Genomic DNA, 15,794 nt, shown 5'->3' with positions numbered 1-15,794 from the left:
GCGACGCCAGCCCATAAGGCCGGCGCCGACAGTGGAACAAAAAAAACAATCACTGTGAGGGATACCGATATGTCAGAACATGTTCAGCCTCTGGAAGCCGTGCGCAGCGCGGGCACCAGCAAGGAAACCCAAAAAGTCATCTTCGCCTCGTCGCTCGGGACGGTCTTCGAGTGGTACGACTTTTTCCTCTATGGTGCCCTCGCGGCGGTGATCAGCAAACAGTTTTTCGCCGGGGTCAACGACACCACGGCGTTCATCTTTGCGCTGATGGCCTTCGCTGCCGGCTTCATCGTGCGGCCGTTCGGCGCCTTGGTGTTCGGCCGGTTGGGGGACATGATCGGGCGTAAATACACGTTCCTTGCGACCATCATCCTCATGGGCCTGGCGACCTTCTGCGTCGGGTTGCTGCCGACCTACTCGAGCATCGGCATTGCCGCGCCGATCATCCTCGTGCTGCTGCGCATGCTTCAGGGCCTGGCCCTGGGCGGTGAATACGGCGGCGCTGCCACGTATGTTGCGGAACACGCGCCGATGGGTAAACGCGGCTTCCACACCAGCTGGATTCAGTCCACCGCGACCCTCGGCTTGCTGCTGTCGCTGCTGGTGGTGCTCGGTTGCCGTTACTTCACCGGTGACCAGTTCGAAGTCTGGGGCTGGCGGATTCCGTTCCTGTTTTCGATCATTCTGCTGGGCATCTCGACCTGGATTCGCATGAGCCTGCACGAGTCGCCAGCGTTCGTGAAAATGAAAGAAGAAGGCAAGCTCTGCAAGTCGCCACTGCGCGATTCCTTCGGCAAATGGGAAAACCTTAAAGTCGTCCTGATCGCCCTGTTCAGCATCAACGCCGGGCAAGCCGTGACCTTCTACGCGGCGCAGTTCTACGTGCTGTTCTTCCTCACTCAGTTCCTGAAAATGGACCCGGCGCTCGCCAACAGTCTGTTGATCGTCAGCGTGATCATCGGTGCACCGTTCTTTATTTTCTTCGGCTGGCTGTCGGATAAAGTCGGGCGCAAACCGGTACTGATGATCGGCCTGCTGCTGGCGACTGCACTGTACTTCCCGATCTTCAAGTCCATCGCCCACTACGCCAACCCGGCCATCGACCTGGCCAGCCGTCAGGCACCGATCACCGTGCTGGCTGACCCGGCCACCTGCACCTTCCAGTTCGACCCGGTGGGCAAGGCGAAATTTGACAGCCCTTGCGACAAGGTCAAAACCTTCCTGGTGAAACAGGGCCTTCCCTACAACAGCGAAGCTCTACCTGCCGGCAGCGCCGTGCAGGTCAGCGTCGGCGAAGTGAAACTCGATGGTTACGATGAAGCGGCCCTGCGTGGCGCCGTGACCCTGGCCGGGTATCCGTCAAAAGCCGACACCCAGTTGATCAACAAACCGATGATCGTGGCGCTGATCGTCGCGCTGATCATCATCTCCGCCATGTGCTACGGCCCGCTGGCAGCATTGATGGTCGAACTGTTCCCGACCCGCATCCGCTACACCTCGATGTCCCTGCCTTACCACATCGGTAACGGTTGGTTCGGTGGTTTCCTGCCGACAGTGTCGTTTGCCTTGGTGGTGTACACCGGGGACATCTTCTACGGGCTGTGGTACCCGGTGCTGATTACCGGGGTGAGCCTGGTCGTCGGGATGATCTGTTTGCGTGAGACCAAGAACGTGGATCTGGATACCAACTGACAGCACGGGCAAAAAAAACGCCCCGCAATGCGGGGCGTTTTCGTTAATCTGACCCGACGCTCGACGCAACCATCGCCCCGCCACTCACCAGACCGAGGCACCATGATCATTTCATCCGCATCCGACTATCGCGAGGCAGCACGTCGCAAACTCCCGCGTTTTTTGTTTGATTACATTGATGGCGGTGCTTATGCAGAGCACACGCTGAGGGCCAATAGCGCTGATCTGACGGGCATCAGCCTGCGTCAGCGCATTCTGAAAAACGTCGAAACCCTGAGCCTTGAAACCACCCTCTTCGACCAACCGCTTTCAATGCCGATCATATTGGCCCCGGTCGGCCTGACGGGCATGTTCGCCCGCCGTGGTGAAGTGCAGGCGGTTAAAGCGGCGGAAAACAAAGGCATTCCACTGTGCCTATCAACGGTTTCGGTATGCTCGATCGAAGAGGTCTCGGCACAAAGCCAACAGTCCATCTGGTTTCAGCTGTATGTGTTGAAGGACAGAGGCTTCATGAAAAATGCACTGGAGCGGGCGAAGGCCGCCGGTGTGAAAAACCTGGTGTTTACCGTGGACATGCCCACGCCCGGCGCCCGATACAGGGACGCACACTCGGGCATGTCAGGCCCTTTTGCATCATCGCGGCGAATGCTTCAGGCCATGACCAAACCCGACTGGGCATTCAACGTCGGCGTCATGGGGCGTCCACACGACCTGGGCAATATCTCGAAGTACCTTGGCAAAGCCGTAACCATCGAAGACTACATGGGCTGGTTGGCCAACAACTTCGACCCTTCGATCAGCTGGAGCGATCTGGAGTGGATTCGTGAGTTCTGGAAAGGCCCGATGATCATCAAAGGCATTCTCGATCCTCAGGATGCCAGAGACGCGGTCAGCTTTGGCGCGGATGGCATTGTCGTGTCGAACCACGGCGGGAGACAGCTGGACGGCGTGCTCTCCACCACCAAGGCATTGCCGCCCATCATGCAAGCCATCGGTAATGATTTGACGGTGCTGGTCGACTCGGGAATCCGCTCGGGGCTTGATGTCGTACGGATGTTGGCGCTGGGCGCAAAAGGCGTATTGCTGGGGCGTTCCATGGCTTATGCACTGGCCGCCGATGGTCAACGCGGGGTGGAGAATATGCTGGATATCTTCGCCAAGGAAATGCGCGTCGCCATGACCTTGACCGGGGTGACCTCTATTAGTCAGATTGATGAATCCACGCTGGTGGATGCTGTTCGATGAGCTGAACACCTGCTCTTAAAAACGCCCCGCCCCTGCGCAGGGCTCGAGTCGTGTGTCGACAACGGAACGCGGAGCGTCCCCGGCGGCATTCCCACGCAGAGCGAGGGAACGATCAATACGCGCAGGCGTTGAGAAAACAGGCCGGCCGGTAGGCCGCCTCGCTTTGGCTTTTGCGGTGCACGCCCCCTCGAGAGGCCGAGTGGAGGTTCTGCGCAGTGGGCAACCCGGCATGGATGCCGGGTTAGCCGCCCCCGGCCATGGATGGCCGATGGCGGCGGGCCCACGGAGCAGGACCGGAACGAGGGCACCCTGAGCCTAGGCGAAGGGCCGAACGAAAGGGGCAAGAGCCTTTGGTTACTTGGGGCATTTCCAAGTGACCCGCCGTAAGGGCGGAACCCTAAGCCGCCGTGACCGCAGAAACGGATATGCACACGATCAACAAAAGACAGATCGGCCGCCTCGCTCTTGCTCTTGATCCTCCGCCCTCTCGCTACGCATGTGTGCCTGGAAAGCGCCCCTCACTCAACGTCTTTGAGAACTTCAAAGGTCACTTGATCGGGATAGAACGCCATGTAGCCGCGAATCTGATCGACCGACACTTTAGGGTCTTCATAGCTCCACACCGCGTTAGCGCCCTCATGTCCCGGGACTTGCAGACTGAAATAGCTGGCATCGCCCTTATAGGGGCAATAACTCGTGTGATCGGTGCGGGCAAAGTACTTTTCATCAATGTCCTCCCGCGGTACGTAATACACCGGAGGATAGTTGGCCTCGAGCAACACCAGCGCCCGTGAGGACGCGGCCACCTGAATACCGTGAAACTTTACCAGCAGGCAGCCCGGCTGCTCTGCGATGGTGATGACAGGACTAGGACCGGAGCTTTTCATGGAATACGTTTCTCCTGACGCTGATGAACCTGTGAGAGCGAGGCTTGCCCGAGGTGGGCGGCGCAGCAGCCCCAAAACCTGAGAACACGACTTTCAGGTATAACCCAGATTTTGCACTCATGACGGCTTCGCAGCCGAACGGGACGGTGCGGCGTTCCGACGAGCCTCCTCGACGGCCTAGGTAATGCCAAGTCCCTGCACGGCGAGGTCCTTGGTCCTTCCACCGAATTGAATATTCGAAGTCGGTGAAACATCGTCTACGATCAATAGCACCGTTGTCACCCCTACTGCGCAGTCAGGCAGTCGTGGCGTGGGGGTTCGAGTCTCAGAAACTTGAGGGTCCCCACATGCCCGCCACGAAGTTTTCTCTCGATCAGAAAATCATCACCCTGGATGCCCGTCCCGATCGCCTCGACCTGCGTGATCGGATCTTCACCCCACGGGTCCAGTCACTGCCGCCCTCCTGGCCCGCCGACAAAGACATCGCCACCGAACTCTCTGCCTACCTGGGTAAGGGCCTGGTGCTCTACCAAGGCAACGAAGGTGCGTGCACAGGGTTCGGGCTGGCGGCGGTGGTCAACTATTTGTTGTGGCTGCGGGACCGGGCGTCCATCAAGACGAGCCCGCGTCAGCTTTATCATTTGGCCAAACTCTATGACGAATGGCCAGGAGAGGACTACACCGGTTCCAGTTGTCGCGGCGCGTTGAAGGGATGGCATAAGCACGGAGTCTGCGCGGAGGAACTGTGGCCCTATACCGTCAAGCCCGACGGATCGGTTCCGGCGTTTGAAGCGCCCGCCGAAAATTGGGCAACAGACGCCGTGACCCGGCCGCTGGGGGTTTACTACCGCGTCGAGAAAGACGACATCACCGCCATGATGGCGGCGCTGTACGAAGCGGGTGCGCTTTACGTTTCCGCCAATGTGCATCAGGGCTGGGCACTCATGCAGCCCAAAGGCAAAAAACGTCCGCCGGCGGTGTTCCAGAGCATGTCTCAGCTGCCCGTCATCAAATGGCCGACAACCAGCCAGGGCGGTCACGCCTTTGCCTTGATCGGCTACACCCGTCAGGGGTTCATCGTGCAGAATTCCTGGTCAACCGACTGGGGATTCTCGGGCTTCGCCATCCTGACGTTCGAGGACTGGCTGGCCAACGGCACCGACGCCTGGACCGTGGCCCTCGGTGTGCCGATTGAACACGGCGCGTTATCGCACAACGCGCGGCCTTCACGTTCCCGGGCCGATGTTCAATCAGCGTTTCGCAGCGCGCTGTCGAGCTCCAGCGCCAAGCGTGAAGGTTTCTCGCTGTTCACCGCCGGTGCCCGCGATACCGGTCGCAAAGGACCTCCCCTGTTGACCATGGATCAGGCGTATGGCCTGACCATCGTGATGGAAAACAACGGCAGTATCGGCCCCCGCCTCACCGACGTCGAAAACGTCCGCGCGGGCGTCAAGCGAATCGTCTACGAGTCACCGCGCGCCTGGTACGACAAGCTCTCGGCAGCCAACAAACCCGCCGTGCTGCGCATCGCCGTCATCACCCATGGCGGGCTCAACTCCGAGCAGGACTCCATCAATCGAATCTGTGCGATGGCGCCGTACTTTCTTGAAAACGGCATCTATCCATTGTTTGTCACCTGGCGAACCGGGGCGCTGGAGACATTTGCCGACATCGTCAAGGACGCCCTCCCGGGGCTGTTTCCCGAGGCTGGCGGCATCAGCGATGTGTTGAAGACCCTCAAGGACAAGGCCCTGGAAGGTTTTGATCGCACGGTGGAACTGGCCACCAAAAAACTCGGCGGCGATCAGTGGAGTCAGATGAAGCAGAACGCCGAAGCGGCCTCAGTCGCAGACTTTACCCCGCGCGGGCTGGTGGAAATGGCGGAGAACCTGAAAAAACTGGTCGCCGACATGGGCAAGAAGAACGTCGAACTTCATCTGATCGGTCATTCTGCGGGGTCCTTGATCAATGGCCACTTGGCTCAACTGCTGTCGGCCAGAGGCTTGGCCATCGAAACGTCGACGCTGATGGCCCCGGCCTGTACCCTCGATTTCGCCAACCAGACCTACCGCAAAGTCATCGAAGGTGGAGGCCTCAAACGCAAGGACTTCCACATTTACATGATGTCCGACAACCGCGAACAGGATGACAACGTCATCGGCGTGTACCACAAGTCACTGCTGTACCTTGTTTCCCGTGCCTATGAAGAACTGCAACGCATGCCGCTGCTGGGCATGGCCAAGAGCCTGGACAAGAACTTCCAGGACTTCAGCAACCCCGATGTGGCGCAGTGGAACATTGCCGCCAAGAACATGACCGAGCAGTGGAACCAGTTTTACTGGGGAAAAACCATTCCGGCCGGTTTCGCCGCCACAGGCCGTGGGCTTCCCGAGGCGTTCGCGAAAACCCTGCATATCTTCAACGATTCGCAAATGAACTACGGCGCGGGCACCAAACCGGACACCTCCCACGGCGGGTTCGACCATGATGTGAACGTTATTACCGCAGCCTTGCTGACCATTCTCAGGCGAGAGCCCGACGGGAAGCTGGACCAGCCGGTGGTTAACCTGAACTACTGAGGCGTCTGCGCAATGAATCGCAACGCACCGACTGTACATCCATACAGATAAAGATTGCCCCATCGCTCATCAGCCGCCATTCTGTCCGCCTCTCGACAGTTGATGAGCGATGGTGGTTATGCGGCTGTACCTCTGTGAAAAACCTTCCCAGGCCAAAGACATTGCGGCCGTCCTCGGCGCCAGGCGTCGTGGCGACGGCTGCTGGCTGGGAACGGACGTCACGGTGACCTGGTGCATCGGCCATCTGTTGGAAACCGCGCCGCCGGACGCCTATGACGCGCGTTACAAGCGCTGGGTGCTGGCGGATCTGCCGATCATTCCAGAGAAGTGGAAGATGACCGTCAAACCACGCACGGCCAGCCAGTACAAAGCGGTCAAGCGGCTGCTCGGCGAGGCCGATGAATTGGTGATCGCCACCGACGCCGACCGTGAAGGCGAGATGATCGCCCGGGAACTGGTCGAGCATTGCCGTTATCGCGGGCCGATCCAGCGGCTATGGCTGTCGGCGCTGGACGATGCGTCAATCCGCAAGGCGTTGGCAGCCCTGAAGCCGGGGGCCGAGACCTTTAGCCTGTACCATTCGGCACTCGGGCGCTCGCGGGCCGACTGGTTGATCGGGATGAACATGAGTCGGCTATTCACGCTGCTAGGGCGTCAGTCGGGTTATCAGGGCGTATTGCCGGTCGGTCGGGTGCAAACGCCGACCCTGCGCCTGGTGGTGGATCGCGACCGCAGCATCGCCGATTTCGTGCCGTTCGCCTATTGGGCCATCGATGTGCAACTGCTGCACGACGGCACCTCGTTCACCGCCCAGTGGCGTGCAGCCTCCGAGGTTTGCGACGATCAGGATCGCTGCCTGAATCAGGCGTTGGCGCAAAATGCAGCGGCAGCCATTGGCAGTGCGGCGAGTGCCCGGGTGATCAAACTGCGTACCGAGCGAATGCGCGAAGTGGCCCCCCTGCCCTTCGATCTGGGCACCTTGCAGGAAGTCTGCTCGAAGAAGCTCGGGCTCGGTGCCCAGGAAACCCTCGACATCGCCCAGGCCCTGTACGAAACCCACAAGGTCATCACCTATCCCCGCAGCGACTGCGGTTACCTGCCCGTGAGTCAGCACAGCGAAGCACCGGGCATTCTGGCCGCGCTGAGGCAGGCTGATCCGGCACTGAATGCCTTGAACGATTTCCTGGAGCCTCAGCGCCGCTCACGGGCCTGGAACGACGCCAAGGTCAGCGCTCACCACGGCATCATCCCCACCGCTGCGGCGAAAAACCTCGAGCGGCTGGTGGGCAAGCAGCGGGCCGTCTATACCCTGATCCGCGCGCGTTATCTGGCGCAGTTTCTGCCCAACCATGAATACGACCGGAGCCAGGCCGACTTCGACTGCGCCGGTGAAGCCTTGCGTGCCGTCGGCAAGCAGATCGTCGAGCCCGGCTGGAAGCGCGCCCTGCCCGAGGCCCTCGCCCCGGCCAAGGGCCGCGAAGCACCGGCGCCGCAAACGCTGCCGGCATTGGCCGAAGGACGTGACTGCGCGGTGGCCGACGTGAAGCTCAAGGACCTCTGGACGCAACCGCCCAAACCGTTCACCGAAGGCGATCTGATCAAGGCGATGAAGAACGTCGCCAAACTGGTGGAAGATCCCCTGCTCAAGCAGAAACTCAAGGACACCACCGGCATCGGCACTGAAGCGACCCGCGCCTCGATCATCCAGGGCCTGCTCGACCGTGGTTATCTGATCAAGAACGGCAAGGCCCTCGCCGCCACCCCGGCCGCTTTCAGCCTGATCGATGCCGTGCCGCGTGCCATCGCCGACCCCGGGACCACGGCGATTTGGGAGCAGGCGCTGGACATGGTGCAGAGTGGCGAGATGAGCCTGGAAGAATTCGTCACGAAACAGGCCGCGTGGATGAGCAAACAGGTCGCCCGTTGCGCCGGCCTGAGCCTGACCATCAGTGGACCGGCAAGCCCCGCCGGGCGCGGTGCCACACCGTGGAAAAACAAACGCAAGCCCGCCAAACGCAAGCCCTCGACCGGCACCAAACGCGCGGCAAAACCAGCGAGCAAGGCTTGAGGGCACTTCGGGCGAGCCAAAAGGGTCTAGTGTTCTTCAAGCCCAGCGACAGCCCCATTTTCTGAGAAGGCATCGACCATGATTATCGTGCATCACCTGAACAACTCCCGTTCCCAGCGGATTCTCTGGTTGCTGGAAGAACTGGCCATCCCTTACGAGCTGAAATGCTATCAGCGCGACCCGAAGACCAACCTGGCACCGCCGGAATTGAAAGCGATCAATGCCCTGGGTAAATCACCGGTCATCGAAGACGGCGCGCAGAAGCTGATCGAGTCCTCCGCGATCATCGACTACCTGATTCGACGTCATGGCGACGGTCGCCTGCAACCCGATCCGTCCACCCCCGCCTATGACGAATACGTGCAGTGGCTGCATTTCGCCGAAGGGTCAGCGATGTTGCCGCTGATGTTGAACCTGTATGTGGGACGCCTCGGTGAAGCCGGTGCGCCGTTGCATCCGCGGATCAATTCGGAGGTGGCTAACTACCTGGGCTACCTCGACACGGCTCTGAGCCAGTCCTATTACCTGTTGGGCGATGAGTTCAGCGCCGCCGACATCCAGATGAGTTTTATCGGCGAGATCGCCAGAGCCCAAGGCAAGCTCGGTGACTATCCTCATATAGCGGCCTGGATTGAACGCTTTCAGGCTCGTCCGGCCTATCAAGCCGCACTGAAAAAAGGTGGGAAATACGATTTCGCCCCCCACTGAGTGATCATGCCGGGGCCAGGGATGGCCTGCACCTCAGGAGCTATCAACATGCCCTTGATCGAACTGCACACCGCCCAGCGCGACGAACTGGAAACGATTGAAAACCTGATGCAGTTCTACATGTATGAATTCAGCGAGTGGCTGCCGCTTAAGCTCGGTGAGCACGGTTTCTTCAACGCCCAGCCCAAACCGGGTTACTGGCGCAACCCCGCAACCAGGCCGTTTCTGATCAAGGTCGACGGAGAATTAGCCGGCTTCGTGACGGTGGATGACGAAACCCATCTTCACGGCGCCGAGTACAACATCGGCTACTTCTTTGTCAGTCGACGCTTTCGTGGCCAAGGCGTCGCGAAGTTTGTCGTTTCCACCCTCTTGAGCCGGTTCCCTGGTCAATGGCAAATTTTCCACCTCGACGCGAATCAGCCTGCGCAGCGGTTCTGGACCCGGGTCTTGTCTGATCTCACCCATGGCGAGTTCACCCTGCATCAGCTGCCGGTAGACGGTTATCCCTGCACCGTTTACCGATTCCAAACATCGCTGCCATCGTCCTGACTGGCGCTTTCCCATTCCGATTTTTAATTCCAAACGACTTTGTCCGACAATATGTAGTGACCAAAAATAATCACTACAAAACCGTTGACGCCTCCGATTTGCCCTTGCATGATGCAGACGTCTCCCCGATCGGGAGAACAGGCAACACGTTTGAGCAAGCTCGTCTGACCGCCGAGCTGTTTTTCCCGGATACACGCTGCCCACAAGGCAGATTGAAGAAGCTGACCTGGCCTGAACGTCCAGTACAAGGACGAGAAGCGCTGGCGATCAATCCTCATGAAGCTTGTGGCCGACCCTGAAAATGTCGGCAGTGGCCAGAAGGTTTTCGCCGCTTCTCCTCGTTGTGACGCTATTGCGTAGCAGTTATTCAACACGACTACATGCAACAGACGCGGGACCCCGTCATTTTGGCGGCCGACCGCTGACGTCCTGGTTTCGGTGCCAGGGATCAACTAACCGATGGGCTACCTGTATTAGCGAATCAACTTTGAAAGATCACCAAATGGTCAAGGGGCTTACTATGAATCTGAACAATCAACCCACTATCGATGAACTGGCTCATCTGTTCGCTGCGCAAAAAGACAGCCATGACAGCCATATTCTATGGATCAGCAAGTCGGGTCAGGTGCAAATCGACTGCCTGTCGCCTCACGCCCATGAAGCGGAGTTCGACAAGAACAACCAGAACCTGCTCGCCCGACTGAAGATGTACCGTCGCGGCCAAGGCTATGTCGGCAAGAAAGCCGCGGCTGACAAGGACTTCATCGGTAATGTTCTGCGAACGCTGAAACAGGCATGGGCCTCGATGCAGAACCAGAACGAAGTTCGGGTGATTGACCGGTTCTCCTGATACCTCCACACCCCATCCATAAAAAGGCCTCGCTCGTCACATCCAGCGGGGCCTTTTTGTTTGTCTCGTGCGCACCAAACAACGCTATCGTTAACCGTGTGCACTGGATCATTGGAGGATTGTGATGAACATACAACTGACAGGCTTGCTGTTGCTCGTAATGGCCAGTGCTGCCCATGCAAACAGCATCATCGGCGTTCCGTTGTTCGATGCGGACTGCCCCGGCAAAATCATCGTCCACGCGAATCAGGACGGGCCGGTATTGATCAACAGCAAGGAAGCCGAGACCAAAGCCATTGACGATCGCCGATTCGAAGCCAAGGGTTCGGGCGTCGTCATCTCGATCCTCCTCTCCGATGACGACTCGGTCACGGTGTCTTCCACGGGCAAGGCGCCTAATGGTGTGTGCCAATTAATAGAAGATTGACGTCGTCGACTCACCTGCAGCCGCACCCAACACCAGCTCCATAAAAGCCACCGACGCAGCGCTGTGATAGTTGTTTTTGCGTCGAAGCAGCGCGGCCCCTCGTTTGGGCGACTCCCCCAACAACGGGATTTTACGCAACGCGCGGTCCTCGGTGGCAATGGGCTCCGGAAGGATGGTGGCGATGGCCGTGTGCCGAATGACTTCCAGTAAGGTACTCACCGAGTTGACCTCGATTACCACCTTCGGCGTGATCTGCTCCTGGGCAAAATACTCATCGATGCGGGTGCGGGTAACGAAGTCGGGGGCCAGCAGCGCAAACTCCAGCTGCGCAACCTCTTGCGCGGACAACCCGACCTGGCTTTCGTATAACGGGTGATCGCGTCCCACCATGACACCCAAGGTCTCGGTAAACGCCGGGATCGACTCGATGTCGGCATTTCTGACCTGGGTAAAGGCGATGGCGATGTCCAGTGAGTCATCCACCAGACCGGCCTCGATGTCATCCATCGACAGCTCAAAAATCTGTAGATGGATGTTCGGATAACGCGCCACGTAATCGCGCACCAGCGGCCCCACCAGGTACGCCATGAACGTTGGCGTCATAGCCAGCCGCAAGGTGCCGCGGGACAAGTCCTTCACGTCATGCAGTGCACGTTTACCCGCCTCCAGTTCCACCAGCACACGACGAGCACATTCGATGTAGGCCTCGCCCGCATCGGTGGGTTTGACCGTGCGCGAGGTTCGGTCGAACAGGCTGACACCCAGGGTTTCTTCCAGTTGCCGGATCTGTTGGGACAGGGTCGGCTGCGAGACGTGAAGCGCCTCGGCGGCGCGGGTGAAACCGCCGTGGTCGGCGACCGCCAGCAAATAGCGCAAATGTCGGAGCAGCATGGGGAATCACCATCTATAGGCTGTACTTATGCGCTGCATTGTATATCGGTCTTGGACGCTATGGATCGATCAGCAGAAGATTGCTCCACACCCAAGCAACATCACTCCCGACAGGAGAAACACCATGCAACAGTCCCACGCTTACAACGACCCAAGCCTGGCCCTGACCACGTCGATCCTCGATGCAAAAGCGCGCAAAAACCTGTCCTGGCAGGACCTGACCGACGGCACCGGCCTCGGTCTGGCCTATGTCACTGCCGCCCTGCTCGGTCAGCACCCGCTGCCGGAAAGCGCCGCCAAAGTGATTGGCGAGAAACTGGACCTGGACGCCGACACCGTGGCCCGCCTGCAGATCATCCCGTTGCGCGGCAGCCTCTCAGGTGTCCCGACCGACCCGACCATCTACCGCTTCTACGAAATGATCCAGATTTACGGCACCACCTTGAAAGCCCTGGTTCATGAACAATTCGGCGACGGCATCATCAGTGCGATCAACTTCAAGCTCGACATGAAGAAAGTCGAAGACCCGGAAGGCGGCTCCCGCGCGGTGATCACCCTCGACGGCAAGTTCCTGCCACTGCGTCCTTTCTAAGTGGATGCCGGCCGCCGTGACGCGACGAATGACCACCTTTGACACGCTACGCCTGTAGCAGCTGTCGAGCCCGCGAGGCTGCGTCCGGCTGCGGAGCAGTCGCACGGATCGTCGAGGACTTCGTCCTCGGACGCAACCTCGCGGGCTCGGCAGCTGCTACAGAAATCACCCGACTCACGTATGAGGACATCACCATGAAAGCGCTCATCGAAGGTTTTTTGAAGTTCCAGAAAGACGCCTTTCCGCAACGGACCGACCTGTTCAAGCACCTGGCTACCACCCAGCATCCGGGCACATTGTTCATCACCTGTTCCGACAGCCGTGTCGTGCCGGAGCTGCTGACCCAACAAGAACCCGGTGAACTGTTTGTGATCCGCAATGCCGGCAACATCGTGCCCTCCTACAGCCCCCACCCCGGCGGTGTGTCGGCCACGGTCGAATATGCGGTCGCAGTGCTCGGCGTCACCGATATTGTGATCTGCGGGCACTCGGACTGCGGCGCCATGACCGCCGTCGCCAAGTGCACATGCATGGACCACCTGCCCGCCGTCAGCGGCTGGTTGCAGCACGCCGAGTCAGCGAAAGTCATTAACGAATCCCGCCCTCACGCTAATGAAGCGGCGAAGGTGAGTTCAATGGTTCGGGAGAATGTCATCGCGCAACTGGCCAATATTCAGACGCATCCGAGCGTGCGCCTGGCTCAGGAGAAAGGCCTGCTGAATTTGCATGGTTGGGTTTACGACATCGAGACTGGTTCGGTCGACGCCCTGGATGCCAACAACCACCGTTTTGTGGCGCTCGCCGAGTATCCGGACACCTGCGCCCTTCAAGCCCGATCCATAGAAGCAGCAGCCTGAAGTGTGTATCCACTGGCAGAGACGATCGACGCAGCGCTCCCGGCTCACGGGCGCGCTGCACTGACACGATCGACCGGGTTATTTATCGTCCATCTTTGCTGAAGATTGTGGCCGAATTTCAGCGCTCTCTTCGGCGTTGGGGGGTTCTGGGATACTGCCGGGCGTGAACACGTGAGTCAGTAAGTCTTTGGCATCGATGTCGACGACCCCCTGAACCGAACGGGCCAGAGCTACAGCCTGCTCACACTGTTTATGGGTGTTGACGCGACCGCTCAATGCCACCGTGCCCCCGTGGGTTTTGACATGGATTTGCAGGCCAAGGCTGGGTTCGGCCATTGCCAGGGCTGACTTCACCCTGGCGGTAATCCACGTGTCGTGAACGCCCCTTTCCAGATCATGAGAGTATTGTTGAAAGGAATGAAGTTTCATGGTGTAACCCTCTCTCCGTCATCAGATGCACTGCCCGTCCATTGGCTGTGCAGCCTTCTGACTCTCAGGCGAGCGTTATGGACATCTGATTCGTTTTGGAGTGCTCGCCGCGCCCCTACAGACGCACATTAAGTATAGTGCGGCCGTTGGCTGGGGTCGTGGTGCTGGATCAGCGTTTGACCGACAGATCCGTCTGGGTCATGCGACTGCGGATCGTGAACACCCCATCTCCCGAGAGAATCGCGCTGCGAGCAAACAGACGACCGCTCTCCCAGTTCGAAAGCCCCAGTTCCGGCTTGTTCAGCGCGTACTGTCCGTCGACCCAGCGGGTCATCCCATTGCCGACAAAAGGTGCGTTGACCGCGTTGTAGAAGCGTTCCTGAGCCTCGGCATCTTCACTGATCAATGACACGGTGAATTGCGGGCTATAGCGATTGAACAACGCGATGGCGCTGTCCAGGTCATCTACAATCTTCAGGCTGACTTCCGGGGTTTCTTCCCATTCCCACTCGCGGCCCAACTGGTCCTCGGGCAGCGGTTCGGCCAACGCTTCGGTCTGATAGCCTTCGGCGCGGTACACCTCAACGCTTGCGGTCTGCCAATCGGTCGGCAAGTACGGCTCGCTGCCTTCGACGATGTGCAATTTGCAGCCCTGCCCGCGTGCGGTGCCGGCTTGTTGCAACGCGTCGAGGAACAGCGGTAGCAGTTCTGCGACACGGTCACGGTGAATCAGGCAGACGTTCATCGTGTTGCAGACTTTGCGATCCAGCGAGTTGCGCACTACAGCGGCAAAGCGCTGGGCATCGGCATCCTTGTCAGCAATCAGCCAGGCACCACCGGTGCCGTGCAGGCTGACGGCGGTGCCGGCCTGTTGGGCGATGCTGCCCAATTGACTGACGGCGCGCCCCGAACCACGGGCCACCGCCAACGACAGGCGCCGGTCGGCGAACATCGCCCAGCCGGCGGCGTGATTGACGCTTTCCACCAGCGACACCGCGCCGGTCGGCAACCCGGCGTCGCTCAGTGCCGGATTCAGCGCGTGGGTGACAATGGCTTGGGCCGTGCCCAACGCATCGCTGCCAATGCGCAGCACCGCCGTGTTACCAGTGCGCAACACACCGGCGGCGTCGGCGAAGACGTTCGGCCGGCCTTCGAAGACGAACGCGACGATGCCCAGCGGCGAGACCACTTGCTCGACTTTCCAGCCGTCATGCTCGACGCAACTGACCACTTTGCCGCGCGTGGCCGACGCATCGCGCCAGGCCCTGAGGCCGGCGATCATGTCGCGGCGCATGCGTTCATCCGCCAGAAGCCGCGTGGTGGAGCGTCCGCGGGCCTTGGCTCGATCGATGTCGGCCAGGTTGGCGGCTTCGATCAAAGCCCAGCAGGCAGGGTCTTCCAGGCGTTGGGCGAAGCGATCAAAGAACTCGCTGATGGCTTGATCGGAGACCGCGGACATTGCGCTGAAGGCCGCTTCGGCACGCTCGATTGCAATGGCCGCCGCTTGCTGGTCAGCCACCGGAATCAGCAACAATTCGCCGCTGACCTGCTCCACCAGCAAATGGTCCCCGGGCTGAAAGCGCGCGGCCAATTCGGGGCTGACCACAGAGACACGATTCCCGGCGAAAGGGATCGGCGTGCCAGCGACTAGACGTTCGAGCGCAAGAGACATGAAGCGGTTTCACCATGCAGTGGGCGGCCGGAAAATGTATAGGAAAATCCCTGGAGCGTCATTAACCGCACGCCTGGCCGGTAATCGAAAACCCGGCAGCCCTGCACCCTGCCCTCCTACGCTGAAAGAGGTACAGAAGCGTTTCCTGTTTTCCAAGGAGGCCGTCATGTGCGATGAATTCACAAGCCATGGAGCGGCCCTTGACGAGGATGGTCTGGCGGCTGCGCTGGACCTTGCCAAAGTCAGTGCCGCGCAACGCTGGGCTGTTTTGGCAGTAGAAACGTCCGGCAACGGTTCTTTCCCGGGGTTTTGCTGCTGATATCAGGGTGTTGCGCGTCAACCTGA

At 59.5% G+C, this 15,794-nt stretch carries 15 protein-coding genes; 11 read left to right on the top strand and 4 right to left on the bottom strand.

What is annotated here, in order from left to right; all coding sequences use genetic code 11:
• Window positions 1–69: 69 nt before the first annotated feature.
• Both ACMXYH_RS13585 and lldD read left to right on the top strand, forming a co-directional pair.
• On the top strand, window positions 70–1,692 hold the full coding sequence (locus tag ACMXYH_RS13585) for an MFS transporter (protein WP_129444901.1): 1,623 nt from the start codon (window positions 70–72) through the stop codon (window positions 1,690–1,692).
• Between the two features lie 102 nt (window positions 1,693–1,794).
• A complete protein-coding gene (lldD, locus tag ACMXYH_RS13580; protein WP_415767373.1) occupies window positions 1,795–2,937 on the top strand; it encodes an FMN-dependent L-lactate dehydrogenase LldD in 1,143 nt (380 codons plus the stop codon).
• A gap of 518 nt (window positions 2,938–3,455) precedes the next feature.
• Here lldD and ACMXYH_RS13575 read toward each other — a convergent pair.
• Window positions 3,456–3,824 (bottom strand): DUF427 domain-containing protein, encoded by a 369-nt coding sequence (locus ACMXYH_RS13575; protein WP_129444904.1) that lies wholly within the window; start codon window positions 3,822–3,824, stop codon window positions 3,456–3,458.
• A 347-nt stretch (window positions 3,825–4,171) separates the two neighbouring features.
• On the opposite strand from ACMXYH_RS13575, the gene ACMXYH_RS13570 reads away from it, so the two are divergent.
• The 6 genes from ACMXYH_RS13570 to ACMXYH_RS13545 all read left to right on the top strand — a co-directional run bounded on the left by ACMXYH_RS13570 (window position 4,172) and on the right by ACMXYH_RS13545 (window position 11,008).
• Window positions 4,172–6,403 carry a C1 family peptidase gene (locus tag ACMXYH_RS13570; protein ID WP_415767372.1) on the top strand — a complete coding sequence of 744 codons (2,232 nt, stop codon included), beginning with the start codon at window positions 4,172–4,174 and terminating at the stop codon, window positions 6,401–6,403.
• 118 nt (window positions 6,404–6,521) lie between these two features.
• Complete coding sequence (locus tag ACMXYH_RS13565) at window positions 6,522–8,471, top strand: DNA topoisomerase III (protein WP_415767371.1); 1,950 nt, start codon at window positions 6,522–6,524, stop codon at window positions 8,469–8,471.
• A gap of 78 nt (window positions 8,472–8,549) precedes the next feature.
• Complete coding sequence (locus tag ACMXYH_RS13560; RefSeq protein ID WP_134423006.1) at window positions 8,550–9,179, top strand: glutathione S-transferase family protein; 630 nt, start codon at window positions 8,550–8,552, stop codon at window positions 9,177–9,179.
• Between the two features lie 48 nt (window positions 9,180–9,227).
• The gene (locus tag ACMXYH_RS13555) at window positions 9,228–9,731 is read left to right on the top strand and encodes a GNAT family N-acetyltransferase (protein ID WP_415767370.1); all 504 of its coding nucleotides are present in this window, start codon (window positions 9,228–9,230) and stop codon (window positions 9,729–9,731) included.
• A gap of 520 nt (window positions 9,732–10,251) precedes the next feature.
• Window positions 10,252–10,581 carry a hypothetical protein gene (locus tag ACMXYH_RS13550; RefSeq protein ID WP_415767369.1) on the top strand — a complete coding sequence of 110 codons (330 nt, stop codon included), beginning with the start codon at window positions 10,252–10,254 and terminating at the stop codon, window positions 10,579–10,581.
• 124 nt (window positions 10,582–10,705) lie between these two features.
• On the top strand, window positions 10,706–11,008 hold the full coding sequence (locus ACMXYH_RS13545; RefSeq protein ID WP_415767368.1) for a hypothetical protein: 303 nt from the start codon (window positions 10,706–10,708) through the stop codon (window positions 11,006–11,008).
• Here the strand turns inward: ACMXYH_RS13545 and cynR are convergent.
• The gene (cynR, locus tag ACMXYH_RS13540) at window positions 10,994–11,899 is read right to left on the bottom strand and encodes a transcriptional regulator CynR (RefSeq protein ID WP_129444912.1); all 906 of its coding nucleotides are present in this window, start codon (window positions 11,897–11,899) and stop codon (window positions 10,994–10,996) included. The genes ACMXYH_RS13545 and cynR overlap by 15 nt on opposite strands.
• A gap of 124 nt (window positions 11,900–12,023) precedes the next feature.
• Here cynR and cynS point away from each other — a divergent pair, with 124 nt between their 5' ends.
• Window positions 12,024–12,491: a cyanase gene (cynS, locus tag ACMXYH_RS13535; RefSeq protein WP_008043963.1), complete on the top strand. Its 468-nt coding sequence runs from the start codon at window positions 12,024–12,026 to the stop codon at window positions 12,489–12,491.
• A gap of 194 nt (window positions 12,492–12,685) precedes the next feature.
• A complete protein-coding gene (locus ACMXYH_RS13530) occupies window positions 12,686–13,348 on the top strand; it encodes a carbonic anhydrase (RefSeq protein WP_129444914.1) in 663 nt (220 codons plus the stop codon).
• A 78-nt stretch (window positions 13,349–13,426) separates the two neighbouring features.
• Here ACMXYH_RS13530 and ACMXYH_RS13525 read toward each other — a convergent pair whose 3' ends face one another.
• On the bottom strand, window positions 13,427–13,777 hold the full coding sequence (locus ACMXYH_RS13525; protein ID WP_129444915.1) for a BON domain-containing protein: 351 nt from the start codon (window positions 13,775–13,777) through the stop codon (window positions 13,427–13,429).
• 169 nt (window positions 13,778–13,946) lie between these two features.
• Window positions 13,947–15,449, bottom strand: coding sequence for an aldehyde dehydrogenase family protein (locus ACMXYH_RS13520; protein ID WP_415767367.1), 1,503 nt, complete (start codon window positions 15,447–15,449; stop codon window positions 13,947–13,949).
• Between ACMXYH_RS13520 and ACMXYH_RS13515 the strand changes: the two genes are divergently transcribed.
• The gene (locus ACMXYH_RS13515) at window positions 15,448–15,768 is read left to right on the top strand and encodes a hypothetical protein (protein ID WP_415767366.1); all 321 of its coding nucleotides are present in this window, start codon (window positions 15,448–15,450) and stop codon (window positions 15,766–15,768) included. The genes ACMXYH_RS13520 and ACMXYH_RS13515 overlap by 2 nt on opposite strands.
• The last annotated feature ends 26 nt before the right edge of the window (window positions 15,769–15,794 follow it).

Source organism: Pseudomonas frigoris, from assembly GCF_047758635.1.
GTDB lineage: Bacteria > Pseudomonadota > Gammaproteobacteria > Pseudomonadales > Pseudomonadaceae > Aquipseudomonas > Aquipseudomonas frigoris.
Note: the sequence above shows the minus strand (reverse complement) of the source record. Positions and strands in the feature narration are given on the sequence as shown.